We start from the raw sequence: 26,996 nt of genomic DNA, 5'->3' as shown, positions 1-26,996 counted from the left end.
AATAAAAATTAACCCAAAAACTAACCAAAGAAAAGTTATGTAGCAAATAAGTGGAGCAGTTTCTTCTTTTATTAACTTTAAACAAGTTTAATTGTATAAATAAATTCTTTATTAGCTTGTGGTATAATTATCTTAATAATTAGAGGAGAAATCGAAAGTATGGAATACTTTATTTACAAATTAAATGTTGGAGCAAAGTTAGCTAAAAATATTAGAGAACAAAGTGAGGAACAGTATCTAAAAAGTGATTTAATAGTTTCGACTTTTGATCTGTTATACCATCAAGAAAAAGTTTCTGATGATATTTACAAAATAAATATTATTACAGATTCTAAAAATATAAATGAGTTTCGTGTAGAGTGGGAAGTGTTAATGAGTAAAACTATGCGTCAATTTGATTTATATTTGGAAGCGATTGATTATTACAATGAATATAATCAGGTCTTATATTCCCAAGAATTTCTTGAACTTACCGAAGAATGTGGGAGTCTTCGCAGACAATTTGAATATAAATATTCAAGACTAAAGGAAGCAGAAATGCTAAGTGATAACTTCATAGAGGAAAAATATGATATTCCTATTGAATTTAGGATTGGTACAGGAATAACGCATATAAAAAAGTTTTTTAAATTAAAAGAAGTTATAGAATCAAGTTCAATAGAATTTTTAACGAATAATGTTTTAACATTTTTCTATAATTCCCAAACGGAACATTTATTGATTGAATCTGAAGATGAAAATAAATCAAGGGTTACTGCCCGTCGGATTGAATCACTTCTACAAAATAATAAAGATGTAAAAACACATTTAGGTTTTGTGAAAGTTACTCCTATCTATAAAGAAATAAATATGGTGGGGGATGAAATTTCAGAAATTGAGTATACTATAGTGTATCCGAATCCTGTATCTGAGGAGGTAGATGAAGAATTATTAGCAACGCTTCGATCCTCAGGTGGCGAGGAACAAAAAACAATAATAAAAGCTAAAGGGGAAAATTTTCTCACTATTGATTCTCTTTCACCTAAACTACAGGAGTTAGCGAATGTTGGTTATTTGAAAGATATTAATATTAAAAAAAGGAGAAAAAAGGATAATTTTAAGCTTTACGTAAAAAGTATTCTTAGACTGGAGGACGATTAAATGAGTGAGTATGAAAAATACGATGGTAGACCAGTAAAGTTTTTGATTCATGCTCGGACAGGTCTAATGGATGAAAAATTATGGTGTTCTTGGTTATTTTTATGTTTAATTCTTTTTCTTTTGAATATCACAGGGGTCATGGATTTAAAATTGATCAAGATAGGTGAATTTGTAGATTCTTCTATTGCTGGTTTGAGTTTTTCCTTAATTGTTGTTTCAGCGGTACGTGAGATTTTTGAAAAAAATGAATTAATAATAATCTATAAAAGGCAAAATGATAACGAGAAGCAAGGACTTCTTTTATTGAAAGTATTAGCTCCCTATGTTTTTACTTCAATGATATTTCTTGTATTAGGGATTATATCATTAATAGCCCCCTTGGTTACTGTGGCATTACCAATAAATATGGTTATTATGATAAAGTATTTATACGTAGCACTTTTATTATTAGGTTTATTTTCTCTTTTCCACGTATGTTATGGCATAATAATAAATATTTATAATTCTGTCAGACGTGAAGTGATTAAAGAAAATATAAAAAATAAAGAAAAGAAAGAATAATATTCTATTACTAAAGTTTTTAAAATGCTTAATTACAGCAAAATATAAAAAAGATACTCTACAATAAGACAGAGTATCTTTTTTATATCTATTCTGAAAATTTAGTTATTTTTGTCTAATTCAATATCTAAAATTTTATCGAATACATCTAAAATTTTTTCTTGATCATTTACTAAAGAAAGTTTTGAAATAATTTTTGAATAATTATTTTCTTGATCTTGAAACGAGAAGAAGGAATTATAATCAACTTCGAGTGCATTAATTATTTTATCCAATGTTTCAACTTTTATATTGTAATTTTGCCCTCGTTCAATTCTTCCTAAAGCATTTACATCCATTCCTGCCTTTTCAGCAAGAGTTTCTTGTGTTAAATGCTTGCTTAGTCTTAGTTCATAGATGCGATTTGAAATGCTTTTTCCTAACGACATAAATAATACTCCTTAGCTTATATTATTAGAATAAGCGAAAATCATTAAAATAATTAGGTGTTTAATGTATGTATTTTAAATAAAATGATTATCTAAATAATTATTTGTGCTATAATATAAGATATTAGTGTTTGTTTTTTTTAAAAATCAATAATTAAAAATATTATTATAGAAATATTTTTTTAATAAAACTAACTAATAAACGGATTGTCAAATTCATAAAGATTTTATTTGATAATTTCTAAAACTATAACTTACTAATTTTGAAAAGGAAAATTATTATGAAGAAAAAAACAAAATACATTTTATTAGGATTGTTAGGTATAATAATTGCTATGATTCTAGTATCTTGCCACGGGAATAAAATGGATGGAATGTATTACCACTATACAGAGAGTGGTAAGATGGAGGTTCAATTTTATCTAAAAATTGAAGATGGTAAAATTACAGGGAAAACATCTGGTTACGGATCTGTAACTGGAAAAATTGATTACAATAATAAAACCATTGTATTTGATGATAAAGATGACGAATATACGTATAAATTTGACAATGTTACAGATGTTCTTACGATTAAAACCTTTGGATTGGAAGCTGATTACGTAAAAAAAGGTGGGGAAACATATGATACTTTAAAATAAATAGTATCAATTTAAAAAAACTCTAAGCAATTGATTTTGCTTAGAGTTTTTTTAAATTTGGTTAACTATAAACTATTCTGTTTTAGAGGATTTCTTTGATAATAAATGTAAGTTCTCTACAATAATCGAAATCTTCTTCTGATTCAAATCTTGAGTACCAATTAGAAGAATTATGTTCTTTAATAATTCTTCTAAAGATGTGTTCATTTGATAATAAATAATCTAAGTCTTCACTCTGTGGGTAAGGTAATATATTTAAGTTTGAATAATCTTTTATTACTTCAAAAATTAAATTTAAAGACTCACTAAGAATCATTTCTTGTTCTACCTTATCAATATAATTTTCAAGTGAATAAGGTGAGTAATCATGCTCATTAATCCTTAGGAGTAGTAAAGCCCAAAATTGTTTAAAAAAGCATAATACAATAGTTTCATCGTTATTTTTAATATGAATAGAATATAAATCATTAAAGAGATTTAAACGATTCTTTGAAGGACGATGAAGATTTGAGACATTTATTGATTTCAAAACTTGGTTTATCCATTCTTCTCTTAGTTGTATATTTTGTTTAGAAAATTTAAAAAGTAGAATGTAAAAAATGGAATCCAAGTTTTCACTTACCCAATCATTCATTTTTGAATAACTGTTTTGATATTTGCTGTAATTTAGCCATGAGGAATATAGATAATCTATGTTTTCTGCTGTAACATTAATACTCTCATTATTTAAAACTCCTAATTCATAAACACCTCTAATATTCTTGTTTTGTAAATGTTCCATTGTTGTCTTTAGATTATCATTATTTAAATTGACCTCAATCCATTCTATAAAACTTAAACCGATATTATAGAATAGTTTAGAGTAGATATCATTTAATAGGTGGATACATTCTATATAGAAACCTTCTATTATTTTGCTCTTCTCTGCATAGAATTCTTTAGTATCTATGAAAAGATTTAGGTATATAAAGTTTTCATCTACAATTTTTTTAGATAATTTTTGAGTGTAGTCGTAATTAAAAATATAATCTAACAAACCATTTTTATAGATAAAAATGAAATCATTAATTTGAGATTCTAAGTCTGGGCTTTTTAAGAAACTTGAAAAATTTTCATTTAAGGAAATATTATCAAAAGAAGTAGTGAGCGCAGTCAAATTTGGTAAATCACAAAATATCTTTATTTTTTCAAGATTAGCTTCAGAGGGAAACTCTTTTCCGTTTCTCCACTTAGAAATTTGTCCCTTCGATACTCCAAATTTTTCAGCTAGAAATTGAGGAATGCTATTTTTATATTTAAAGGGTATCAAATTTGCAAGTTCAAGTGCTTGTAAATGGCTAAATTCGATTTCATTAATAGTTAATTGTGATAGTTTTTCAAGGGTAGTGACCATATTATTAAATGCTAGATGAAACTTTCTTCTTTGTTCTAGATTGTATTTTTTAGACACTTCGTTAAGCTGATTCTGCTTAGATAATATATAACAAGTGAATTTTAATGATTGAAAACTTTGTATTAGTTCACCTTCATCATCATTGATGTACTTATATTCTATTTTTGCTAAGTATTTTAACAACGTTTCTAAATGGGACTTTTGAGGTTTCCCCCCTTTTTTCCAATATGTAATCGTATTTTTGGAAAAACCACAGCTATTAGAAATTTGTGTAGACGTAATTCCAGTTGTTAATTTTAATAACTTTAAAAATTTTACTAGATCAATTTGAAAATCACTCATATTTAATATACTAACATAGAATCCCTAAAAAACTAAAATAGGAAACTGTGTTATTTTTTGTATGTTAAATTGTATTATAGCTTAAGCAAAATAAACAAAAAAAGTGGGGTGATAATATAATCTGAAATTGAAAGTTTTGACCAGTTGCATGTTTTATATAAGAGAAATTAGAAGATAGAGGTATAGATTATGACTTTAGTAAATTTACGTTCGTTCATCAGTTTTGATTTTGATGGATTTCAAAAAGATAAAAGCTTAGTGTTTTTATCTGCTAAAAATAAGATGGAGAATAAGGGGGTTAAAGTTGTTCTGTTAATAATGAGTGATAATACTCATTATCAAAACGACAAGAGTAATTTAGGTGAGCAAATTGCTGTTACGATTTTAAATAAAACAGAGTCAGATTTTTCTGACTTTCTGCCTCTTAAGACGTTTTGCAAGGTAATTAATGTTACAAAGTCTACAGTTTATGGAGAATTTCAAAATCAACTTTCTTTGCATGCCGATGTTACAAAAATAGACAATGAGGTTAAAAGATGACGAAAAAAGTTTCTGTAAATTGGCACTATCCTATTGTAGGCAATATTGCATACCCAATATTAATTATAAGTACTCTCATCACCGTTTGGTTTTTTAATGATGAGATTATAGATATTACAAATATGCTACATATCAATCACATAACTTCATATCTTAGTAACTATTATTCCGTTATCTGGTTTATTGCAGTTGTTTGGTTAGCATTAGCAATAAAACTGTCAAGGATCTATGATAATCGAAAGTTATTAAAAGATTTTATTGAAAAAAATAATTTGTATTCTTCTGAAAAAAACGAAGATGGGCAAAAAACAATTACCGATTCATTAATTATGGAATGGATTGAAGACAATAAAAAAATAGTTATCAGAGTTTATAAATCGGGTGGCCCGTTGGATAATCTTATCGATAGCTCGATTGGTAGTAAGTTGCAGTCTTTAATAAAAAAAGAATTAGAAAGTGAAAATTTAGGACTTGATTATATTGATTATTTATTTGCTATGGAAGAAGATGAGAGATTGATATTATGAATTCAAAAGTAAAGCTTAGTAAATTACTCTCAGTCGATATTTCAAAATCACCTCATTGTTTGATAGTAGGTCAGACAGGTTCTGGTAAAACAATGTTTGCCAACTACATGATTTTACAATATGTCAAAATGATTAACGAAGGTATCGAAGGAGAACTCTTTATTGCTGATGGCAAACACGCTGATCTTTGGCTTGTTTCAAAAATTGAGAACTTTCCTAAGGAAAATATTGCAACCTCCCCTTCACAGATTTGTAAAATATTACGGTTAGCAGACGAGAAAATGCAAAAGCGTTATGAAAAATATTTCGTTACTATTGAGGATGCTGGCAAAGATTTTAAAGATTTTGGACTAGCTCCAATCGTTGTAATTATAGATGAGTTCGCAGGATTTGCAAAAAGAGCTGATAAAAATCTATTAAGTGAAGCAAAAAGTTATTTGTTCGACATAATTATGAGGGGGCGACAAGCTGGTGTTTTTATTGGAGCATTAATTATGCAAAGACCCGATGCAGAGCTCCTCGATGGGGCGATTCGAGATCAAATGTCATTAAGAGTATCTTTTTCAAACTTATCATCAGATGGATATCGAATGGTTTTTGGAAAAACTGATGTGAAGTATAAATCTATTATTGGAAAAGGTGTTGGTTATATAATGATTGATGGACAATTAAATTCACCAATATATTATGAAGCACCATGGATGCCTGAAAATTTCAATTTTCTTAAGGAGTTGAGTAAATACTATCAATATAATGACAAAAAATAGGAGAATAGCGAAACGTGGCTCGGAGAGCCAAACGTTAGCAGAGCGTAAAGTCTTTCTGCAATTTTTTGTTATCAGAAGAATGCATTAGCATTCTTCTATTAACTTGATAAGCGTCAAACAAAAGAACGAGGAAGGAGTAGTATTGTCTGAAATTAACTCAGAAAAAATAGTAAAGTCTTACATATATGGTAATACGCTTGAAATGACAACTGCTAATGGTCAACAAGCTCAGATAATAAAAGTTATAGATGGAAGACGATACGTGAATCTTGAAACTGGTGAAATTCATAATATGAATACTTCTAGAACGACTCGATTGGATAATTTGAAGTCAACTAAACAGACTATGAAGAAAATCCGTCGTATAGTTGCTCATAATTTTACTGGAGGAAAAAATCAACTTTGGGTGACTCTGACATATCGTAATCATATAACTGATGCTAAAGTGGTTTATAATGACTTTAAAATATTTATTCGTCGTCTTCGAAAAACTTTTGGTAACATTGAATACATTTCTGTAATTGAACCACAAGCAAGTGGTAGATGGCATCTGCATATATTGATAAAGAATGATAGTGTTTTGGTTATTCCAAACCATGTTCTATCAAAACTATGGGGGCAAGGGTTTACAAAGACAAAACGGTTGAAAAAAGCAGATAAAATTGGAAATTATCTAGTTTCGTATCTATCAAATCTAGAGTTAGTAGTAAATAACTTAGATTCAGAGAAAAAGTCTATTGTTAAAGGGGGAAGACTCTATATGTATCCTAAAGGAATACGAATTTATCGCACAAGTCGGGGAATAAGGAAGCCATTAGAAATAACAACAAATAAAGAACACTTGTTAGAAACATATAAAATTCAAAAACCTCCAAGCTTTTCTAGGACAACAAAACATATAACACCAATTGGTATTAAAGAATATACTACTGAATTTTATGATGACGTTAATATGGATAGATAAATAATTGAAGGATTGTAAGTCAAAGAAACAAAACACAAGAAAGAGGCTACTAGTGGAAAATTTAATATATAGAAACAAGAAATCTTTATCAGAATTATTTGATGTACCAATAAAGACATTGAATAACGATTTAACAGAAATGCGAAGGCTGTCACGATTTCAAAAATCAATACTAAAGCCTTCTCATAAGCGGGTATATATTAGTGTGGAGGGTTACCGTCAATTCTTGCAATACAAACAGGAGAAACGTGAGAAAGCTATGTAAGTATGGTATAATAAGCCATGCTACATAGCTTTTCTTTAATATAAGGAGAAGATATGTTTTACAAACTTTTAGAAAATGGTAAGTACCGATATTTTGAAAAATTCTATGACAGCAGAGAGGAGAAATGGAAGCAAGTAACTGTTACACTGAATTCAAAATCAAGAATCTCACAAGCTGAGGCAAAAAGACTACTTGCAATAAAGATTGATAAGGTTTTGTCCAGACCGACTAAGGAAGAGGAACAACAATTGAAATTGGCTAATAAAACGTTTAGTCAGTTACTGGAAGAATGGAAGTTGGTACGTATAAGTGAAATTAAACCAGCTAGCTTCAAGAGTGAAATTAATAGTTTGATCTATTTTAGGAATGATGTCGGAGATTTAAAACTTTCAGAGTACACGACCCAAATGATTCAAAACTATTTAATGGGTCTGAATATTGCAAACGTGACAAGAAAGAATAGAAAAATATACTTGAATGCAATCTTCGGATTTGCAGAACGTATGAACTATATTGATAAAACTCCCGTAAAAAATGTGGTAATCCCTCGAGTTCGTAAAGATTATGAAAAGCTTAAAAAGGCACAGAATCATTTTATCAGTAAGGAGGAACTTGGTTTGGTGATATCCTATTGTCAAAACCACGATAAAGATATTCGCTACACATTAGCAATGGAATTTATTTTCCTTACGGGGCTAAGATTTGCTGAATTTATTGGAGTTCGGTATTGTGATGTAGATTTTGACAATCGCCTCTTGAAAGTTGACCACACGATAGATTATGTGGCTCATAATTATGATGATAGAGTGTTGCAAACAACAAAGACAGTAGGGTCAGTTAGAACGATTATTTTGTCAGAACGATGTTTTGAAATCATTGATTATTTTAAGAAATACTGTTTAGATGAGATTTTTATCTTTGTGACAGATCGTGGTCAAATCATGCGACAGCCAAAACTCTATCAATTTATAAAAAATATGTGTGATACAGCCCTAGGTGAAGGTAGGGCATATAATATTCACATGCTCCGTCATTCCCACATTAGTCTGTTAGCCGAACTTGGTGTACCTATTAAAGCGATTATGGAGCGAGTAGGACATGTTGATGAGTCGATCACGCTAAAGGTATATAGTCATGTGACTAAATCTATCCATGATGATGTGAGGAAAAAATTGAACTCTATTAACTTCTAGAAACTAACCATAGAACTAACCAGATAATAACCATAGTAGAGGTTTTTATTAGGAAAATAGAGGAATTATTAAAATCAGAAATCCCATGTTTAAACCTATCAGGATACCATTAGGAAGTAAGAGGTAATATAAAAAACATAATGATAGAAATATTTGATACCCATACCCATTTGAATGTGGAGAATTTCATTGGTAAAGAAGATGAAGAGCTAGCCTTGGCTAAGGAAATGGGGGTGATGGCTCACAATGTTGTTGGATTTGACAAAGAGACAATTGAAGGCGCCTTAGCTTTAGCAAACAAGTACCCAGAGGTGTATGCCACCATTGGTTGGCACCCAACTGAGGCTGGTTCCTATACGAAAGACATTGAAGAGATGATAATTGCTAATTTGGAAAATGAAAAAGTCATTGCTTTGGGTGAAATTGGCTTAGACTATCATTGGATGGAAGATCCTAAAGAAGTCCAAATAGAGGTTTTTAAACGTCAAATTCAATTATCAAAAGATTACAATCTTCCCTTTGTTGTACACACTCGTGATGCCTTGGAAGATACTTATCAGGTGATTAAAGAAGTTGGCGTAGGACCTTGCGGAGGCATCATGCATTCTTACAGTGGTAGCTTGGACATGGCACAAAAATTTATCGAGCTGGGAATGCTGATTTCATTCTCTGGTGTAGTAACTTTTAAGAAAGCAACCGATATTCAAGAGGCTGCGCAAGCCATTCCCCTAGATAAAATGCTGGTTGAAACAGATGCGCCCTATCTTGCGCCGGTCCCAAAACGGGGTCGCGAGAACCATACAGCCTATACCCGTTACGTGGTTGATAAAATTGCCCAGCTACGTGGGCTGACTTCTGAAGAAGTTGCAGCAGTAACGACAGCTAATGCCAAGAGGATATTTAACATTGACTAAAAAAATTAAGATTCAAGAAGTCGTCGTTGTAGAAGGTAAGGATGATACTGCTAATCTCCGACGTTTCTATGAAGTTGACACTTATGAAACAAGAGGGTCAGCAATTAACGAAGCTGACCTAGAGAGAATTGACCGCCTCAATCAGCTGCGCGGCGTAATTGTCTTCACCGATCCAGACTACAATGGCGAACGCATTCGTAAAATCATCATGCAAGCTGTACCGACAGTTCGCCATGCCTTTTTAAACCGTGATGAAGCCGTACCAGGGTCTAAATCAAAAGGGCGTTCATTAGGTGTCGAGCATGCCTCATTTGAAGACTTACAAAAAGCCTTGTCCAAAGTTACCCAAACCTATGATGACCCAAATGAATTTGATATCACTAAAGAAGACCTGGTTAAACTTGGACTGCTCTTGGGTGGAGACAGTCGCAAACGTCGAGAATATCTGGGGGAGACACTGCGAATTGGTTATTGTAACGGTAAACAGTTGTTGTCAAGACTAGAACTCTTTGGGATCAGCTTAACTGAAGTTGAAGATGCTATGGCAAAATTTTAAAAGCTAGTCCTTGTAATTATGCTACAATAGAGAAAACAAATTAGTGGGAAATAATATTAAATGAGAATTGCAGACTATAATGTAACCCGTGCTATTTTAGAACATCATGGCTTTACATTTAAAAAATCTTTCGGTCAAAATTTTTTGACGGATACCAATATTTTACAAAAAATTGTTGACACGGCTGAGATTGATCGAAATGTCAATGTTATTGAAATTGGTCCTGGTATTGGTGCTTTAACTGAATTTATAGCTGAGAATGCGGCGGAAGTAATGGCCTTTGAAATTGATGATCGTTTGATTCCGATTTTAAAAGATACCTTGAGAGACTTTGATAATGTTCAGTTGGTTAATCAAGACATCTTAAAAGCCGATTTACAAACTCAGATTAAGGCTTTCAAAAATCCAGAATTACCAATTAAAGTAGTAGCTAACCTGCCTTACTACATCACGACACCAATTTTGATGCACTTAATCGACAGCAAAATTCCATTCCAAGAGTTCGTTGTCATGATGCAACGTGAGGTGGCTGATCGAATTTCCGCAGAGCCTAATACAAAAGCTTATGGATCTTTATCAATTGCTGTTCAGTACTATATGGATGCAAAGGTGGCCTTTATAGTCCCAAGAACGGTCTTCGTTCCTGCGCCAAATGTTGACTCTGCCATTTTAAAAATGACACGTCGCGACCAACCATTGGTTGCTGTTCAAGATGAGGATTTCTTGTTTAGAGTTTCCAAAGCTAGCTTTGTGCACCGTCGTAAAACCCTGTGGAACAATTTGACTAGTCATTTTGGCAAGACTGAAGAAATCAAAGCTAATTTAACAAAAGCCTTAGAGATATCGGAAATTAGCCCAAGCATCCGTGGTGAAGCTTTATCCATTGAGCAATTTGGGAAATTAGCGGACGCCCTTAAGGAAGTAGGATTTTAAGTATGATTGACAAAAGGCTCCGCTTTGAAGATAGTCACAGCTTTTTTGCCTGCCCCAACTGTCAGAATCCACTTCAGAAAGTCCATAATAGCCTTAAATGTGCTAATAATCACACTTTTGATTTGTCTAAATTTGGTTATGTCAATTTGCTTAGTGGTAAAAAAGTGGATGACCATTACAGTAAAGAATCATTTGAAAATCGCCAATTGATCTTGGAACGTGGCTATTATGACCATATTCTGGATGGAATTCATGCGTTTTTGCAAGCTCATTCAGAGCTTGGCTCTGTACTTGACGTTGGTTGTGGGGAAGGGTTCTACTCACGCCGGTTGATTGATCAGTTGGACAAGGAATTCTTGGCTTTTGATATTTCTAAAGACTCTGTCCAGATAGCCGCTAAGAGCGATCAGAGTCGCTTGGTTAAATGGTTTGTTTCTGATTTGGTGCACCTGCCGATTCAAAAGAAAAGCATCGATTGTATTTTAGATATCTTTTCACCGGCCAACTATGGGGAATTTAAGCGTGTCTTGACTGAACAAGGCCTTTTGCTAAAGGTTGTGCCGACTGAAAAACATGTTCAGGAGTTGCGAGGCAAGGTAGCTCATCTTCTTAAAGGCGATGGCTATTCTAATCAGAAAATCCTTAATCATCTGCAGGAATCACTTGAGATAGTTGAAGAACAAGAGCTGACAGCGACATTGACCTGTAGTCCAGAAGAACGTGATGCTTTTATTCAGATGACCCCATTACTGTTCAATGTTAATAAGGAAGCCATTGATTTCTCAGATGTCACACAGATCACAGTTTCCGCCATACTAATAGTCGCAAAAGCGAAATAAAAAAAGACAGGCTAGAGGTGCTGCACCTCAATAATGGGATAGAAGAAAAATACTCTTATGGAACCAATTTCCTGAATTGAACAGAAGATTGGTTTTTTAAAATGACGTTGACTTTTAGTTTTTCTTGTTATGATGGCAGGATAGTTTCCTATTTAAATAAATGATTTACCTCTTATTTCAGAAATAGCCCTTCCTATTTAGGAAAGGCTATTTTCTATTCTGTAATACCAAGAGCTTTTTTAATTGCTCAACTTGCATTTTAGTAAAGGCTTTTGGATCCTTTTTAGCTAGAGCTTGCATTTGCATAGCCATTTTAGGATTTGCTTTCATTGCTTTTTCTTGCTGTGCTTTGAGTTGCGGTACAAGATTAGCCAATTTTTTAGCTTGTTTTGGTGTTAAGACTAACCAAGTATCTTTGGGAACAATGACTTGCGCTTTTTCTGAAATCAGTTCATGGTTCTCATCACCAAAACCATACATCATTTTTGCAAAATCTGATGCCCAAACATAACGTTTAGTAGTTGTTTTGACGATGGCTTTATCTGTGTCAGCCATCTTGTAGTTGGCTGTTTTTTTGATAGCTTGACTAATTTTCTTTTTATTTGGAATAAAGTGAGCTTTTGCTTTTTCTTGCTCTTTTTGATCTCTGTAAATGAGAACATGGTGATCTGATTTACTTCCAATTTTTTGATTGAGTAGAAGTCCAAAAGCTGCTTTAGTATCTCCTGCTGTGTATATAGCTTTCTCAGTCACTTTAGTTTCAGTTTTCATACCAGTATGATTAACAAAATGGTCTGTCAATATGAAGGTGCTTGCTAAAAGTAAGAGTAAAGAAAGACTTCCTAGTAAATATCTAAGGCCTGTTTTTTGAATATACATCCAGGTAATAAAGGATAGGATTGTTGAAATGATTATAAGGAATAAGATCATCTTAGAGCTCCTTTTCTACTTCGATAACTTTTCCTTTGCGGAGGAAGAGCGCAACTACAAAACCAATGATGGCAAATGATAGACCGATGGCAAATGAGACGTGGAAGCCTTTTAGGCTAGCTTCTAACATTTTAGCAGCATATTCTAATGGATTTTGATCTTGTAACAGTTTTGAAGGCTTATTATTGTTGATCACATTTTGTGTCACACTTGATAAAAGAGCAACAACAATAGCAGAGGCGATTTGGCGTGCTGTATTATTAGATGCTGTTCCATGAGCGGCTTCATGTGGTGGTAATGCACTCATAGCTGAAGCTGTCAACGGCATCATGATCATAGCGATACCAAACATACGAACAGCATAAAGAAGAGTGATGTAGTGGTCTGGTGTTGAAGCTGTTAGGAAAACAAATGGAATTGTTCCAATTCCTAGGATAGAGAATCCGATGAGAGCTAGGCGACGAGCACCAACTTTATCGTAGATACTTCCAGCAATTGGACTAATTAATCCCATCATTAATGCTCCGGGTAATAGGACAAGCCCTGAATCAAGCGCTGAAAGTCCATGGACATTTTGTAAATAAAGAGGAAGCATCATCTCAACCCCCATCATAGCCATCATGGAGAGGGCAATGGCAAGTGTCGTGATGGAGAATTGTTTAACCTTGAAAACTCGGATATCAAGGAAGGGTTCATCTAAAATTAATTGACGGTGAATAAAGATTGCGATGAAGACAAGACCGACTAAAATTGGTGTGATTACGGTTTTGACATCGCCCCAACCATCGCTGGCAACATTGGTGAATCCCCAAAGGAAAAGTCCAAAACCAACGATTGATAAAATAAATGAAGGGACATCTAGGGTCATTTTTCTGTTTGGAATGACGTCTTTAATCAAAAATGGTGATAAGAGGAATGAAATAAATAAAATAATCAAAGGCAATACAAAAATAGCGCGCCAGGATAAATTGTGTCCTAAGAGGATGACATCATGTTTTAACAGCCATCCAGCAAAAGTTGGGCCGATAGCAGGGCCAAGGCCAACGACCAATCCGCTAAGCCCCATAGCTGCACCACGTTGTTCAGATGGGAAGATGTTTACCATAACCACTTGCATCAAGGGCATAGTAATCCCAACGGCGATGGCTTGAACGATTCGTCCAAAAAGGAATAGTGTCCAGTTAGATGTTGGTGCTAATGCAGTTATCAATAACCCGATAACCAAAATAGCATAGGCAGAAACATAAAGCCATTTGGTTGAGAAGCGAGTAGCTAAATAGGCAGAAACGGGAATCATAATTCCATTAGCTAATAAGAACCAGGTTGTTGCCTGTTGTGCTGTCGCTAAGTTGATGTTGAAACTATCCATTAGTGTAGGGATAGCAGTTCCAAGACTTGTTTGATTTAAAATCCCGGCAAATGTTGCCACTAATAATAAGATAACCATTGCGGTTCTATTAAAGTGTTTGCCGTGGATATCAACAGTATAATCTGTAGACATTTTTTCTCCTTTGTTCATAGTATTTATTTTTCTGAAACAACATTACATTTTCAGAAAATAAAATAGTTACCCTGAGAACTATATCATAAGTGAAAAACTCCTGCAAGAACTTTGTACCTTTTTTCAAAAAATTTTTAGGGTCTAAGCCAGTTTGTAGGAGATGAAAAAAATGTAAATCTACTGATTAAATGTCGTATTTTTGCTATAATGAACTTATTATAGTTAAGAGGAGTTCAATTGCAAGGAAGAATTGTTAAATCCTTAGCTGGCTTTTATTATGTTGAGTCAGAAGGAAAAGTATTTCAAACACGGGCGCGTGGAAATTTTAGAAAAAAAGGGCAAGTCCCATATGTTGGAGATTTTGTTGATTTTTCTGCAGAAGATAATTCAGAAGGTTATATTCTAGCTATTCATGAGCGTAAAAATGAATTGGTAAGACCCCCAATTGTTAACATCGATCAGGCTGTTGTAGTTATGTCGGCGAAAGAACCGGATTTCAATAGTAATCTCCTAGATCGCTTTTTGGTCTTGTTAGAAAATAAACACATCAAACCAATTGTTTATATTTCTAAACTAGATTTGCTTGATGATTTAACTGAGATTGAGGCTATTAGCCAAAAATATAAGGCTATCGGTTATGATTTTGCTTTGACCTTGGATCAATTACTTCCCCATTTAACCAATAAGATTACAGTCTTTATGGGCCAAACAGGGGTTGGCAAATCAACACTGCTCAATAAAATTTCGCCAGAACTGAGCTTGGAGACGGCAACGATTTCTGATAGCTTAGGCCGCGGACGCCACACCACGCGTGCTGTTAGTTTCTATGATGTTAATGGTGGAAAAATTGCTGATACGCCAGGATTTTCCAACTTAGACTATGCTATTGATAATGCTGAAGACTTGAGTGAGGCCTTTCCTGAAATCAGGCATTTTAGTCATGACTGTAAGTTTAGGTCTTGTAGTCATCGACATGAGCCACAATGTGCTGTAAAGGCAGCGGTCGAAGCGGGTGACATTTGGCAAGTTCGTTATGATAATTTTTTACAATTTCTTAGTGAAATTGAAAATCGTCGGGAAACCTTTAAAAAAGTAATCAAAAGAAAGTAGGTCTATCTAATGACAAGTTACAAAATCGCACCTTCCGTTTTAGCAGCAGATTATGCTAATTTTGCTTCTGAATTGAAACGCATTGAAGAAACTGATGCGGAATACGTCCATATTGATATTATGGACGGACAATTTGTTCCAAATATTAGCTTTGGTGCTGACGTGGTTGCTAGTATGCGTAAACATAGCAAATTGGTTTTTGATTGTCATTTAATGGTAGTTAATCCAGAACGGTATGTTGATGCCTATGCACAAGCAGGTGCAGATATTATGACAATTCATACTGAAAGCACTAGTCATATTCACGGAGCACTCCAAAAAATTAAAGCAGCAGGTATGAAGGCTGGTGTAGTTATTAATCCTGGGACTCCAGTTTCTGCACTTGAACCAGTCTTACCATTAGTAGACCAAGTTTTAATAATGACAGTTAATCCAGGTTTTGGAGGTCAATCCTTTATTCCAGAATGCTTAGATAAAGTCAAAAAAGTCGTTGACTTGCGTCAAGCTGGTGGTTATTCCTTTGATATTGAGGTTGATGGCGGTGTTGATGATAAAACTATTGCTGCATGCGCTCAAGCAGGAGCTAATGTCTTTGTAGCCGGCTCATATCTATTTAAAGCTGATGATTTGGTTAGGCAAGTTCAAACTTTAAGAAAGGCTTTAAATGACTAAGATTGCTCTTTTTGCTGGGGGAGAATTGTCCTACTACCAAACAGATTTTGATTACTACGTTGGTATAGATCGGGGTAATTTGTTTCTACTAGAGCATGCGCTACCAATAGAAATGGCAATTGGTGATTTTGATTCTGTTTCTCTCCAAGAATTTACGAATATAAAAGAGAAGGCCAAAAAAACCATCGTGTCACCAGCAGAAAAAAATGACACAGATACAGAGCTTGCTTTAAAGAGTGTGTTTGCTTTATATCCCAAAGCACAGATTACCATTTTTGGTGCTTTCGGAGGAAGACTAGACCACTTGATGTCTAATCTGTTTCTGCCAAGCGATCCTGAGTTAGCCCCTTTTATGGAACAAATTGAGCTCAAAGATGGGCAAAATGTCATCTCATTTAAACCAGCCGGTAGTCATTTGGTTGAAGAAAATCCCGATATGAGATATATCTCGTTTATGACTGATGGTGATCAAGATTTGACTATTACAGGAGCTAAGTATGACCTCAACGAAGGAAATTTCTTTAAAAAGAAGATATATTCAAGTAATGAGTTTATCGGTCAGGCCATAAAAGTCACTGTTACTAGTGGCTATGTTATTATAATTCAAAGTAAAGATAGGAGATAGCTTGGACATTCTTATGTTGTTAATTCTTCTTGCAGTACTTGTCTTAGCAGTTGTTCTCTTCTTTAAAGTACAACACCTGCAAGATCAACTTAGCAAGACCTTAGAAAATAATGCTGACAACTTATCTGACCAGCTCAGCTATCAGCTAGAAACCTTTAGTAAAAATCAAATTGTCGAAATTTCTAGTTTGATGAATCGCCAACAGGCTGATTTGTTTCAGCAACTCAATGACTTGAAAATGGTCCTTCATCAAAACTTGACCGAAAATCGTGATCGTTCTGATCAACGTTTAGAATCTATTTCCCAACAACTTGGTCGTTCTGTTAAAGAAATGCAAGAGTCTAATGAAAAACGCTTAGAAGAAATGCGTCATACTGTTGAAGAAAAACTGGAAGCAACCCTAAAAAATCGTCTGCAGGTATCTTTTGAAACGGTTTCTAAACAATTGGAGAGTGTCAACCAAGGTTTGGGTGAGATGCGCAATGTGGCTAAAGATGTTGGAACCCTTAACAAGGTATTATCCAATACCAAAACACGTGGTATTTTGGGGGAACTCCAGTTGGGGAAAATTATTGAAGATATCCTAACAGTTCAGCAATATGAACGTGAGTTTTCAACTATCAAAGGTTCGACTGAACGGGTTGAGTATGCTGTTAAGCTCCCGGGTACTGTGCAGGGAGATTACATCTATTTACCAATTGACTCTAAGTTTCCCTTGGAGGATTACTACCGTCTTGAAGAAGCATATGAGACGGCTGATAAGGTTCAAATTGACTTATCTCGTAAGGCTCTCTTAGGAGCAGTTAAACGCTTTGCTAAAGATATTAATAAAAAGTACCTTAACCCACCAGAAACAACTAATTTTGGGATTATGTTTTTACCAACTGAAGGACTCTATTCAGAAGTGGTTCGAAATGCCGCCTTCTTTGATGCACTCCGCAGAGAAGATAATATTGTTGTGGCAGGACCATCCACTTTGTCCGCTCTATTAAATTCTTTATCAGTTGGCTTTAAAACATTGAATTTACAAAAAAATGCTGATGATATCAGTAAGATTTTAGGAAATGTCAAAGTAGAATTTGAAAAATTTGGTGGTATTTTAGTTCAAGCTCAAAAACAAATCAATACAGCAAATTCAACCTTAGATAAATTAATCTCAACTAGAACAAATGCTATTGTCAGAGCACTAGCCGAAGTTGAAACATATCAAGATAAAGATACAGAGGCATTATTGAACATGCCAGCTATAGAAGAGGTTTATAATGAAGATTAGCCAAATGAAAAAGGATCAGCTATTTGATGGCTTTTACCTAATTAAATCTGCAGAAGTCAGAAAAACAAGAGCGGGGAAAGATTTTATTGCTTTTACCTTTCAAGACGATTCTGGCGAAATTTCAGGGAATCTCTGGGATGCTCAAACATATAATGTCGAAGAGTTTGTTGCTGGTAAAATTGTTTATATGAAAGGGCGTCGTGAAGTTTACAATGGCACCCCACAAGTCAATCAAATTTCTCTTCGCAAGACTCGCGAAGGTGAACCAAATGATCCCAAAGATTTCAAAGAAAAAGCACCCGTTAGTGCCAGTGAAGTCAAAGATTACTTGGAGCAAATGCTGTTCAAAATTGAAAATGCAACATGGCAACGGATTGTTCGTGCCTTATACCGTAAGTACGATAAAGAATTTTATACTTACCCAGCTGCAAAAACCAATCACCATGCATTTGAAGCCGGTTTAGCTTACCATACAGCGACAATGGTGCGACTAGCTGATAGTATCGGCGATATCTATCCTGACTTAAATAAGAGTCTTTTATTCGCAGGAATTATGCTTCATGACTTGGCAAAAGTAATTGAATTGACTGGTCCTGATCATACTGAGTATACAATTAGAGGTAATTTGATTGGACATATTTCACTTATAAATGAAGAAATTACAAAAGTCCTAGCCGACCTAAATATTGATGACACAAAAGAAGAAGTCATTGTTCTTCGTCACTTGATTTTAAGTCATCATGGTCAATTGGAATATGGTAGCCCAGTACGTCCGCGTATTTTAGAAGCAGAAATTTTGCATATGATTGATAATATTGATGCCAATATGATGATGATGACAACTGCTCTAAATCGTGTATCAGAGGGCGAAATGACCAATAAAATTTTTGCTATGGATAATCGCTCTTTTTACAAACCCAAATATTAAGAGACATCTTAAGAGTAAACTAGTTTCACATTGTATTGTAGTCAGTTTTTTTTGAATTGCTTTGCGACGAACATTAAAGACAATAGACATCAAAACTATATAGAGCTGCAATGAAAGTCTCATCGAGGTCTGTTTTTATTAATTTAATTTGATATATAGAAGTGCATTTATTAAAAATATTAAGAGTCTAATTGTCAAACTGTGATATACTTAAAGAGTCTAAAATTTCTTATTCTAACATCATCTCAAGTGTTAACTAATTTAATTAATAAACCGACAGGATATGGGGGAAGAGTAGTGAAAAGAGAAAAAATACCCTCTCAACTTGTTGAAAGTATAGGTTGGGAAAATGAAATTGTTGAGATACAGTTTTTAAATGGATACATTCATCGTTTTCAAGATATTCCCAAAATTTATTTTGATGAGTTAATGCTAAATATTACTGACGAAAAGATACATGATTTTGCAACAAATAATGCAGGTTCAAGAGTTAGAAAAGAAAGACGCTAAAATCTACTTCACTGAGGAAGTAGATTTTTAATTTTCTAAATAATGAAAATTTCTCGAAATGGAAATTTAACAGGCTTAAACCTTAGTTTTATTCAGTCAACATCCGCTTATGTTACAAACATATGTTAAATATTAAAAGATGAACATATTTTTTCCTGAACGTTCGTCTTTTTTTGTTCAATATGTTATACTTATTTAAAAGTACTTTAAAATGGGGAAAATATGAAATTAAGACGTAGTGAACGTATGGTTGTCATTTCAAATTATCTGATAAACAACCCTTATAAATTAACAAGTTTAAATACATTTGCAATAAAATATGAAGCAGCAAAATCATCAATTTCTGAAGATATAGCAATTATAAAAAAAGCCTTTGAAGAGGCTAATATTGGAGAAATAGAAACACTAACTGGTGCTAGTGGAGGAGTTATCTTTACACCGACTATTTCTAAAGAAGAAGCAATTGCCATCGTGGAAGACTTATGTCAACAGTTATCAGAAAATAATAGAATCCTTCCAGGAGGCTACATTTACTTATCTGATATTCTAAGTACACCCAAGACTTTGCAAAATATTGGGCGTATTATTGCGAACGCTTTTAGAGGTCAAAAAGTTGATGCAGTTATGACTGTAGCAACTAAAGGTGTGCCTTTAGCAAATGCTGTTGCCAACATTTTGAATGTGCCTTTTGTAATTGTTCGACGTGATTTGAAAATTACGGAAGGGTCAACAGTATCAGTCAATTATGCCAGTGCATCTAGTGACCGCATTGAAAAAATGTTTCTGTCAAAGAGAAGTTTACAACCGAATAGCCGTGTTTTAATTGTGGACGACTTCTTAAAAGGTGGCGGTACAATTACAGGTATGATTAGTCTATTGACAGAATTCGACAGTACTTTAGTAGGTGTAGCTGTCTTTGCTGAAAATGCGCAAGAAGAGAGAGAACAAATGGCTTACAAGTCATTGTTAAAAGTATCTGAAATAGATGTCAAAAACAACAACGTCGTTGTTGAACTAGGGAATATCTTTGATTAACCACTGAGAGGAAAGAGACTTATCATGGAATTGGAAAACGGGAAAACAAACCACATTAAAACCACAATTGCTTTAACATCAACAATTGCATTGCTAGGGGCTGGTGTTGGGGTTTCACATCAAGTACAGGCTGATGACTTATCACCAACCGGAGCTGAAAACTCAAATAATGAATCCCCTTTATTACCAACTACTGCAACGGTTGCTGATGCCACTGCAGCAGTGAAAACTGCGGAGACACAATTAGCTAGTCAACAAAATGAACTTATTGCAGTTAATAAAGATATCAAAAATTCAAGCCTTGAAGTTTCAGATTTGAAAACAGAAATTGTAGCTCAAGAAAAAGCTGTAGAAGTTGCTCAAGAAACTTTAACTACAGTCTCTACTTCAAATGATGCAGAATTTGAAAAACTTGTAACTGAAAACCAAGTTAAACTAGCTGAAACTAATAAAGCTCTAAGTCAAGCACAAACAAGTGCACAAACAGTAAGCTCTGACGTTCAAAAGCAAACTCAAGTTGTTGCGACTCAAAGTGAAGCAGCTAAAACGCTCGTTAAAGAAGCAGAATCTGCTGATAAAGCTGTAGCAGATTTGACGAAAGTTGTTAATCAACCTGAAATGATTGCATCACAAGTTAAAGATGCTCAAAACACAGTTAAAATTGCAGCATCAGACTTAACAAAAGCACAGACTAATTTAGCAACAGTTAAGCAAGAAACTAAGACTGCATTAACAACAAGTCTCGCTTCTAACAAGACAGCTCTTACTGCAAAACAAGCAGAACTAAATGCTGCTCAATCACAAACTTCTACAAAGACAGTTAATATTGCTGGTGAAAATACATTTGTATTGCCATCAAGCTACCCATTTGCAGAATTAAAACGTTTAGCGGATAGTGGATATATTGGTTCATGGAGCTATATTTCAGCTTTTAATAAACTTGAAAGTGCTATCAGTTCAAAAGCTCGCGCTGGAATGACTCTAAATAGCTATAAAAATATTGCTAAAGATTTAAATCGCCAAGTTGATTTAGACAACTTATCTCTAGATGTCCAAAATGAGTTAGCTTTATTTACAGCTCAAATGTTAAATTCTGTTCGTTCGCAATTGAACTTGTCTAAAATTGAAGTAACTGAAGGATCACAACAATTTGCTCGTCTAGTTACAACTCAATATAAAGCAACTCACGGTTCAACAATTCCATACTTTTCTTATGGTCAAGTTGGTGCTGGAGGACACACCGGAATTGGCCCGCATGACCGCACAATCATTGAAAGCTCGGCAACTCGTGTTGGTTTGAAAGCTAATGATGATAACATGTATGAAAATTTTGGTATGTTTGATGATCTTCCTACTGTTAATGGTATTAAGAGAAGTATTTACAACACTCTTAAGTATATGTTGTTCACCGATGACTTACATGGCAATACTTGGGGACATGCGGTTAACTTTCTACGTACTGACAAAGCGAATGCAAGTAATCCTATTTATCTTGGTTTCTCAACAGAATCTGTTGGTGGCTTAGATACGCATTTCCTATTAATTCCAAAATCAAATATTCAAAATAAAACTTTATTTAGTACCAAAGCTGTTTCTGCTGGTAAGACAACAATTAATAATTCAGCAAAAATTCAAAGTTTGAAATCGGGTATTTCTTCTATTAAGGGGAATATTACTACTATTGAAAAACGTTTGAATAATCTTTCGGCTGAAGAAGCTGTTAAAACAGCTCAAGCACAGGTAATTAAATTTAATACTAAACTATCTGCAGCAAAACAAAGTCTTGCTAAACTTGAAGCACAAGCAATCCAAGCCAAGAAATCTAAAGATGGCTTGCAAATTCAACTAGCGTTAGCTAAGACTATTCAAGCAGATGTAAAAGCAAAACTTGACGAAACTCTTGTTAGTTTAAATAGCGCTAAGCGTTCACTTAAAACACTTGAAACAAAACTTGTGCAAGCAGCAGCACAGGTTACAAGTTTAGTTGATAAAAAAGTAAACTTGGCAAAAATGCTTGAATTAAAACAAAATCCAAAGCGTGTTGAGTTAGCAAAAGAAGCACTTGCTCAAGCCAAGAAGGATTTAGCTGAAACAAATGCCAAGTTAATTGTAAGTAACAAAGTACTAGTTGATTTGTTCGATACTAGAACTCAGCTTCAAGATGCAATTAAGTTATCTGAAAAACAAATTTCTCTTTTGAAAGCAATTGTTAATACAAAAGGTGACGAAAGTAAAGTACAGAAACCTACTAAAGTACAAACACCAGTAGTTCACGGTGGAGAATCAGGTTCATCTATTGCTGCTAAACCAATCGAGTACAATGAGAAAGATTCGTCAGTTCTTACATCAGCTGATATTACTAAAGAAAAAATCAGTGATACAAGTGAGAAAGACCAAATTAATTCTGAAACTGAACGTATGTCTGCAAGTACAAGTTTAATTGCACAAAAAACGGAACAAGAAATTGCTGAAATTAAGGCAGTTATTACTGAAAAAATTGCTACTGCAACATCAACTGTTATTGCGGAAACTAACAAAGTTTTAACAAATGAAGCTAATAAGATTGCTCAAGGGGTTGTTGAAGTTGTTCCGGAAACAATGCCAGCTCAAAGTATCTTAAACAAAGTTGCTAAGAGTGTTAGCGAAAATAATAATTCAGAGTCTTCTAACTATGGTTCAACTACTGTAAGTAAAGTGACGGCAGCAAGTGATGAAAGCACAAAACGAGCTGTCAAAGCTGGTATCGTTATGCTTACGGCAGTCGGTTTAACTGGATTTAAACTCAGAAAACAAGGCAAAAAATAAGTAAAAATCATTTAAAATATTATTGACAATTAAGTGCCGTCTATGTTACTATAGTAGACGGTACTTTTTACTTTTGGTCTCTCAAAAGTGTACAGAGACGTGCTGACAATTGTTGCAAAAAGTACACCCGGATATAGGCTGTCACCAAGCGCTATATCAACCAAAAATAAAAAAATACAGGAGAATGTAGATGCCTACAATTAACCAGTTGGTACGTAAACCTCGTAAATCTAAAGTTGAAAAATCAGATTCACCAGCTTTAAACATCGGTTACAACAGCCACAAAAAAGTTCACACTAAAATTTCTGCACCACAAAAACGTGGTGTTGCAACTCGTGTTGGAACAATGACACCTAAAAAACCTAACTCTGCCCTTCGTAAATTCGCTCGTGTACGTTTGAGCAATCTTATTGAAGTTACTGCATACATCCCAGGTATCGGTCACAACTTGCAAGAGCATAGTGTGGTACTTATCCGTGGTGGACGTGTAAAAGACCTTCCAGGGGTACGTTACCATATCGTTCGTGGTGCACTTGATACTGCAGGTGTTGCTGATCGTAAACAAGGCCGTTCTAAATACGGTGCTAAACGTCCTAAAGGATAATAGAAGGGGGATAAGAAAGAATGAGTCGTAAAAATCAAGCGCCTAAACGCGAAGTATTACCAGATCCATTGTATAACTCAAAAATCGTAACACGTCTTATCAACCGTGTTATGCTTGATGGTAAACGTGGTACTGCTGCAACTATCGTCTATGATGCTTTTGAAGCAATCAAAGAATCTACTGGAACAGATGCTCTTGAAGTGTTTGAAACAGCTATGGACAACATTATGCCTGTACTTGAAGTACGCGCACGTCGTGTTGGTGGATCAAACTACCAAGTCCCAGTTGAAGTTCGTCCAGAACGTCGTACTACTTTAGGATTACGTTGGTTAGTAAATGCATCACGTTCTCGTGGTGAACATACTATGAAAGATCGTCTTGCTAAAGAAATCATGGATGCTGCAAACAACACTGGTGCATCAGTTAAAAAACGTGAAGATACTCACAAAATGGCTGAAGCTAACCGTGCATTTGCTCACTTCCGTTGGTAGGATTATGACATTCAGATTTGAGTTAGCTTAAATCAAATGTCGCTAAACAATGTCGTAATTACGGGTAGGTCCTGCCTATCCGTTTTTTATAAATAATGATATAATATTCATATCAAATAAAAATATAGGAGAAATAACCTAATGGCTCGCGAATTTTCACTTGAAAAAACTCGTAATATCGGTATCATGGCTCACGTTGATGCTGGTAAAACAACAACTACAGAGCGTATCCTTTATTACACTGGTAAAATTCATAAAATCGGTGAAACACATGAAGGTGCTTCTCAAATGGACTGGATGGAACAAGAACAAGAACGCGGTATCACAATCACATCTGCAGCAACAACTGCACAATGGGATGGTCATCGTGTAAATATCATCGATACACCAGGACACGTGGACTTTACAATTGAAGTTCAACGTTCACTTCGTGTACTTGATGGAGCTGTTACAGTTCTTGATGCTCAATCAGGTGTTGAACCTCAAACTGAAACTGTTTGGCGTCAAGCTACTGAATATGGAGTTCCACGTATCGTTTTTGCTAACAAAATGGATAAGATCGGTGCTGACTTCCTTTACTCAGTAAGTACATTACATGATAGACTTCAAGCAAATGCACATCCAATTCAATTACCAATTGGTGCAGAAGATGACTTCACGGGAATTATTGACTTAATCAAAATGAAAGCTGAAGTTTATTCTAATGACCTTGGTACTGATATTCTTGAAGAAGATATTCCAGCTGACTATTTAGAACAAGCACAAGAATACCGCGAAAAATTAGTTGAAGCAGTTGCAGAAACTGATGAAGAATTAATGATGAAATACCTTGAAGGTGAAGAAATCACTAATGAAGAATTGATGGCAGCTATTCGTACTGCTACAATTAACGTTGAATTCTTCCCAGTTATGTGTGGATCAGCCTTTAAAAATAAAGGTGTTCAAATGATGCTTGACGCAGTTATCGACTACTTACCAAGCCCACTTGATATCCCTGCAATCAAAGGTATCAATCCTGATACTGAAGAAGAAGAAACTCGTCCTGCGTCAGATGAAGAGCCATTCGCAGCGCTTGCGTTTAAAATCATGACTGACCCATTTGTAGGTCGTCTAACTTTCTTCCGTGTTTACTCAGGTGTTCTTCAAAGTGGTTCATACGTTATGAATACTTCAAAAGGCAAGCGTGAACGTATTGGACGTATTCTACAAATGCATGCTAATACTCGTAAAGAAATTGAAGTAGTTTACTCTGGTGATATCGCTGCGGCAGTTGGTTTGAAAAATACAACTACTGGTGATTCATTAACTGATGAAAAATCAAAAGTTGTTCTTGAATCTATTGAAGTTCCAGAACCAGTTATCCAATTAATGGTTGAACCAAAATCTAAAGCAGATCAAGACAAGATGGGTGTTGCCCTTCAAAAACTTGCTGAAGAAGATCCAACATTCCGCGTTGAAACAAACGTAGAAACTGGTGAAACTGTTATTGCTGGTATGGGTGAGCTTCACCTTGATGTCCTTGTTGACCGTATGCGTCGTGAATTCAAAGTTGAAGCAAACGTTGGTGCTCCTCAAGTATCATACCGTGAAACATTCCGTTCAGCTACAAACGCTCGTGGTTTCTTCAAACGCCAATCAGGTGGTAAAGGACAATTTGGTGATGTCTGGATTGAATTTACACCTAATGAAGAAGGTAAAGGATTCGAGTTTGAAAATGCTATCGTTGGTGGTGTTGTCCCTCGTGAATTTATCCCAGCTGTTGAAAAAGGTCTTGTTGAATCAATGTCTAACGGTGTTCTTGCTGGATACCCAATCGTAGACGTTAAAGCTAAACTTTATGATGGATCATACCATGATGTCGATTCATCAGAAACTGCTTTTAAAATTGCAGCATCTCTTGCACTTAAAGAAGCAGCTAAATCAGCTAGCCCAGCTATCCTTGAACCAATGATGCTTGTTACTATTACAGCTCCAGAAGATAATCTTGGAGATGTTATGGGACATGTTACAGCTCGTCGTGGACGTGTTGACGGTATGGAAGCTCGCGGAAATGTACAAGTTGTTCGTGCATTTGTTCCACTTGCTGAAATGTTTGGTTATGCAACAATTCTTCGTTCTGCAACTCAAGGACGTGGTACATTTATGATGGTATTTGACCATTATGAAGATGTTCCTAAATCAGTTCAAGAAGAAATTATCAAAAAAAATCGTGGTGAATAACCATTAATATGAAAAAGATTAGGATTTATTTCCTAGTCTTTTTTGCATTTTGAAAGCGTGAAAATGCTTGATGTATAACAGTGGAAATGCTTACATTATTTATAGCGAAATGGGGCTAGACCGCTTTGTATGCTTATTGAAAATGACTTAATCATTTGCAATTTTTATGAAATAGTTATATAATAGTTCTGTTGAAAGGTTACTGGGGATATCTTCAAGTTAATCTTTTCACAATATAGTTAAGGGAGTATCCCTTGTATAATAAATCTTTTGATTTTCATAAGGAGGA

General features: G+C 34.5%; 27 protein-coding genes. 23 read left to right on the top strand and 4 right to left on the bottom strand.

The genetic code is table 11. The features are described 5' to 3' along the window. The first annotated feature begins 159 nt into the window (after positions 1 to 159). Together SPB_RS06930 and SPB_RS06925 are read left to right on the top strand one after the other, a co-directional pair. A complete protein-coding gene (locus SPB_RS06930) occupies positions 160 to 1,140 on the top strand; it encodes a hypothetical protein (protein ID WP_003104449.1) in 981 nt (326 codons plus the stop codon). Beyond that, positions 1,141 to 1,701 carry a hypothetical protein gene (locus SPB_RS06925; protein ID WP_003105802.1) on the top strand — a complete coding sequence of 187 codons (561 nt, stop codon included), beginning with the start codon at positions 1,141 to 1,143 and terminating at the stop codon, positions 1,699 to 1,701. It begins immediately after the preceding gene. Between the two features lie 101 nt (positions 1,702 to 1,802). Here SPB_RS06925 and SPB_RS06920 read toward each other — a convergent pair whose 3' ends face one another. Continuing rightward, positions 1,803 to 2,129, bottom strand: a complete 327-nt coding sequence (locus SPB_RS06920) for a helix-turn-helix domain-containing protein (RefSeq protein ID WP_003102647.1) — start codon at positions 2,127 to 2,129, stop codon at positions 1,803 to 1,805. Between the two features lie 281 nt (positions 2,130 to 2,410). Here SPB_RS06920 and SPB_RS06915 point away from each other — a divergent pair, with 281 nt between their 5' ends. Further along, positions 2,411 to 2,770 carry a hypothetical protein gene (locus tag SPB_RS06915; RefSeq protein WP_003104147.1) on the top strand — a complete coding sequence of 120 codons (360 nt, stop codon included), beginning with the start codon at positions 2,411 to 2,413 and terminating at the stop codon, positions 2,768 to 2,770. Positions 2,771 to 2,852: 82 nt separating this feature from the next. Here SPB_RS06915 and SPB_RS06910 read toward each other — a convergent pair whose 3' ends face one another. After that, positions 2,853 to 4,505 (bottom strand): helix-turn-helix domain-containing protein, encoded by a 1,653-nt coding sequence (locus SPB_RS06910; RefSeq protein ID WP_003105202.1) that lies wholly within the window; start codon positions 4,503 to 4,505, stop codon positions 2,853 to 2,855. 189 nt (positions 4,506 to 4,694) lie between these two features. Between SPB_RS06910 and SPB_RS06905 the strand changes: the two genes are divergently transcribed. The 9 genes from SPB_RS06905 to SPB_RS06865 all read left to right on the top strand — a co-directional run bounded on the left by SPB_RS06905 (position 4,695) and on the right by SPB_RS06865 (position 12,003). Beyond that, positions 4,695 to 5,045: a hypothetical protein gene (locus SPB_RS06905; RefSeq protein ID WP_003106095.1), complete on the top strand. Its 351-nt coding sequence runs from the start codon at positions 4,695 to 4,697 to the stop codon at positions 5,043 to 5,045. Beyond that, complete coding sequence (locus SPB_RS10895; protein WP_003105361.1) at positions 5,042 to 5,572, top strand: hypothetical protein; 531 nt, start codon at positions 5,042 to 5,044, stop codon at positions 5,570 to 5,572. The genes SPB_RS06905 and SPB_RS10895 overlap by 4 nt, the downstream gene beginning before the upstream one ends. Further along, complete coding sequence (locus SPB_RS10890; RefSeq protein ID WP_003105374.1) at positions 5,569 to 6,339, top strand: FtsK/SpoIIIE domain-containing protein; 771 nt, start codon at positions 5,569 to 5,571, stop codon at positions 6,337 to 6,339. The genes SPB_RS10895 and SPB_RS10890 overlap by 4 nt, the downstream gene beginning before the upstream one ends. Positions 6,340 to 6,481: 142 nt before the next feature. Further along, the gene (locus tag SPB_RS06895; protein ID WP_003104532.1) at positions 6,482 to 7,303 is read left to right on the top strand and encodes a rolling circle replication-associated protein; all 822 of its coding nucleotides are present in this window, start codon (positions 6,482 to 6,484) and stop codon (positions 7,301 to 7,303) included. 318 nt (positions 7,304 to 7,621) lie between these two features. Continuing rightward, entirely contained in the window at positions 7,622 to 8,761 is a 1,140-nt protein-coding gene (locus SPB_RS06885; protein WP_003104253.1) for a tyrosine-type recombinase/integrase, read from the top strand. A 140-nt stretch (positions 8,762 to 8,901) separates the two neighbouring features. Then, positions 8,902 to 9,675, top strand: coding sequence for a TatD family hydrolase (locus SPB_RS06880; protein WP_003102889.1), 774 nt, complete (start codon positions 8,902 to 8,904; stop codon positions 9,673 to 9,675). Then, entirely contained in the window at positions 9,647 to 10,231 is a 585-nt protein-coding gene (rnmV, locus tag SPB_RS06875; RefSeq protein ID WP_003105878.1) for a ribonuclease M5, read from the top strand. The genes SPB_RS06880 and rnmV overlap by 29 nt, the downstream gene beginning before the upstream one ends. A gap of 60 nt (positions 10,232 to 10,291) precedes the next feature. Continuing rightward, the gene (rsmA, locus tag SPB_RS06870) at positions 10,292 to 11,164 is read left to right on the top strand and encodes a 16S rRNA (adenine(1518)-N(6)/adenine(1519)-N(6))-dimethyltransferase RsmA (protein WP_003105585.1); all 873 of its coding nucleotides are present in this window, start codon (positions 10,292 to 10,294) and stop codon (positions 11,162 to 11,164) included. Positions 11,165 to 11,166: 2 nt separating this feature from the next. Continuing rightward, the gene (locus tag SPB_RS06865) at positions 11,167 to 12,003 is read left to right on the top strand and encodes a putative RNA methyltransferase (RefSeq protein WP_003102959.1); all 837 of its coding nucleotides are present in this window, start codon (positions 11,167 to 11,169) and stop codon (positions 12,001 to 12,003) included. A gap of 207 nt (positions 12,004 to 12,210) precedes the next feature. Here SPB_RS06865 and SPB_RS06860 read toward each other — a convergent pair whose 3' ends face one another. Both SPB_RS06860 and SPB_RS06855 read right to left on the bottom strand, forming a co-directional pair. Next, positions 12,211 to 12,933 carry a DUF4811 domain-containing protein gene (locus tag SPB_RS06860; protein ID WP_003106120.1) on the bottom strand — a complete coding sequence of 241 codons (723 nt, stop codon included), beginning with the start codon at positions 12,931 to 12,933 and terminating at the stop codon, positions 12,211 to 12,213. Between the two features lies 1 nt (position 12,934). Next, complete coding sequence (locus tag SPB_RS06855) at positions 12,935 to 14,434, bottom strand: MDR family MFS transporter (RefSeq protein ID WP_003105153.1); 1,500 nt, start codon at positions 14,432 to 14,434, stop codon at positions 12,935 to 12,937. 237 nt (positions 14,435 to 14,671) lie between these two features. On the opposite strand from SPB_RS06855, the gene rsgA reads away from it, so the two are divergent. From rsgA to fusA, 11 genes are all read left to right on the top strand, one after another. Beyond that, a complete protein-coding gene (gene rsgA / locus SPB_RS06850; RefSeq protein ID WP_003103435.1) occupies positions 14,672 to 15,544 on the top strand; it encodes a ribosome small subunit-dependent GTPase A in 873 nt (290 codons plus the stop codon). Between the two features lie 9 nt (positions 15,545 to 15,553). Next, positions 15,554 to 16,216, top strand: coding sequence for a ribulose-phosphate 3-epimerase (gene rpe, locus SPB_RS06845; RefSeq protein ID WP_003104870.1), 663 nt, complete (start codon positions 15,554 to 15,556; stop codon positions 16,214 to 16,216). Continuing rightward, entirely contained in the window at positions 16,209 to 16,841 is a 633-nt protein-coding gene (locus SPB_RS06840; RefSeq protein WP_003102665.1) for a thiamine diphosphokinase, read from the top strand. The genes rpe and SPB_RS06840 overlap by 8 nt, the downstream gene beginning before the upstream one ends. 13 nt (positions 16,842 to 16,854) lie before the next feature. Continuing rightward, entirely contained in the window at positions 16,855 to 18,114 is a 1,260-nt protein-coding gene (locus SPB_RS06835) for a DNA recombination protein RmuC (protein ID WP_372703350.1), read from the top strand. Next, the gene (locus SPB_RS06830; protein WP_003104011.1) at positions 18,104 to 19,042 is read left to right on the top strand and encodes a 3'-5' exoribonuclease YhaM family protein; all 939 of its coding nucleotides are present in this window, start codon (positions 18,104 to 18,106) and stop codon (positions 19,040 to 19,042) included. Before SPB_RS06835 ends, SPB_RS06830 begins: the two co-directional genes overlap by 11 nt. A gap of 297 nt (positions 19,043 to 19,339) precedes the next feature. Beyond that, entirely contained in the window at positions 19,340 to 19,552 is a 213-nt protein-coding gene (locus SPB_RS06825) for a KTSC domain-containing protein (RefSeq protein WP_003103884.1), read from the top strand. A gap of 222 nt (positions 19,553 to 19,774) precedes the next feature. After that, on the top strand, positions 19,775 to 20,587 hold the full coding sequence (gene purR, locus SPB_RS06820) for a pur operon repressor (protein WP_003102585.1): 813 nt from the start codon (positions 19,775 to 19,777) through the stop codon (positions 20,585 to 20,587). A 24-nt stretch (positions 20,588 to 20,611) separates the two neighbouring features. Beyond that, complete coding sequence (locus SPB_RS06815) at positions 20,612 to 23,392, top strand: SEC10/PgrA surface exclusion domain-containing protein (RefSeq protein ID WP_003105504.1); 2,781 nt, start codon at positions 20,612 to 20,614, stop codon at positions 23,390 to 23,392. Between the two features lie 190 nt (positions 23,393 to 23,582). Next, complete coding sequence (rpsL, locus tag SPB_RS06810; RefSeq protein WP_003103558.1) at positions 23,583 to 23,996, top strand: 30S ribosomal protein S12; 414 nt, start codon at positions 23,583 to 23,585, stop codon at positions 23,994 to 23,996. A 20-nt stretch (positions 23,997 to 24,016) separates the two neighbouring features. Continuing rightward, positions 24,017 to 24,487: a 30S ribosomal protein S7 gene (rpsG, locus tag SPB_RS06805; protein ID WP_003102391.1), complete on the top strand. Its 471-nt coding sequence runs from the start codon at positions 24,017 to 24,019 to the stop codon at positions 24,485 to 24,487. A 141-nt stretch (positions 24,488 to 24,628) separates the two neighbouring features. Then, positions 24,629 to 26,707: an elongation factor G gene (gene fusA / locus SPB_RS06800; RefSeq protein WP_003105809.1), complete on the top strand. Its 2,079-nt coding sequence runs from the start codon at positions 24,629 to 24,631 to the stop codon at positions 26,705 to 26,707. Positions 26,708 to 26,996 lie beyond the last annotated feature (289 nt).

It is taken from the genome of Streptococcus parauberis NCFD 2020 (assembly GCF_000187935.1).
In the GTDB taxonomy this organism is placed as follows: Bacteria; Bacillota; Bacilli; order Lactobacillales; family Streptococcaceae; genus Streptococcus; species Streptococcus parauberis.
Note: the sequence above shows the minus strand (reverse complement) of the source record. Positions and strands in the feature narration are given on the sequence as shown.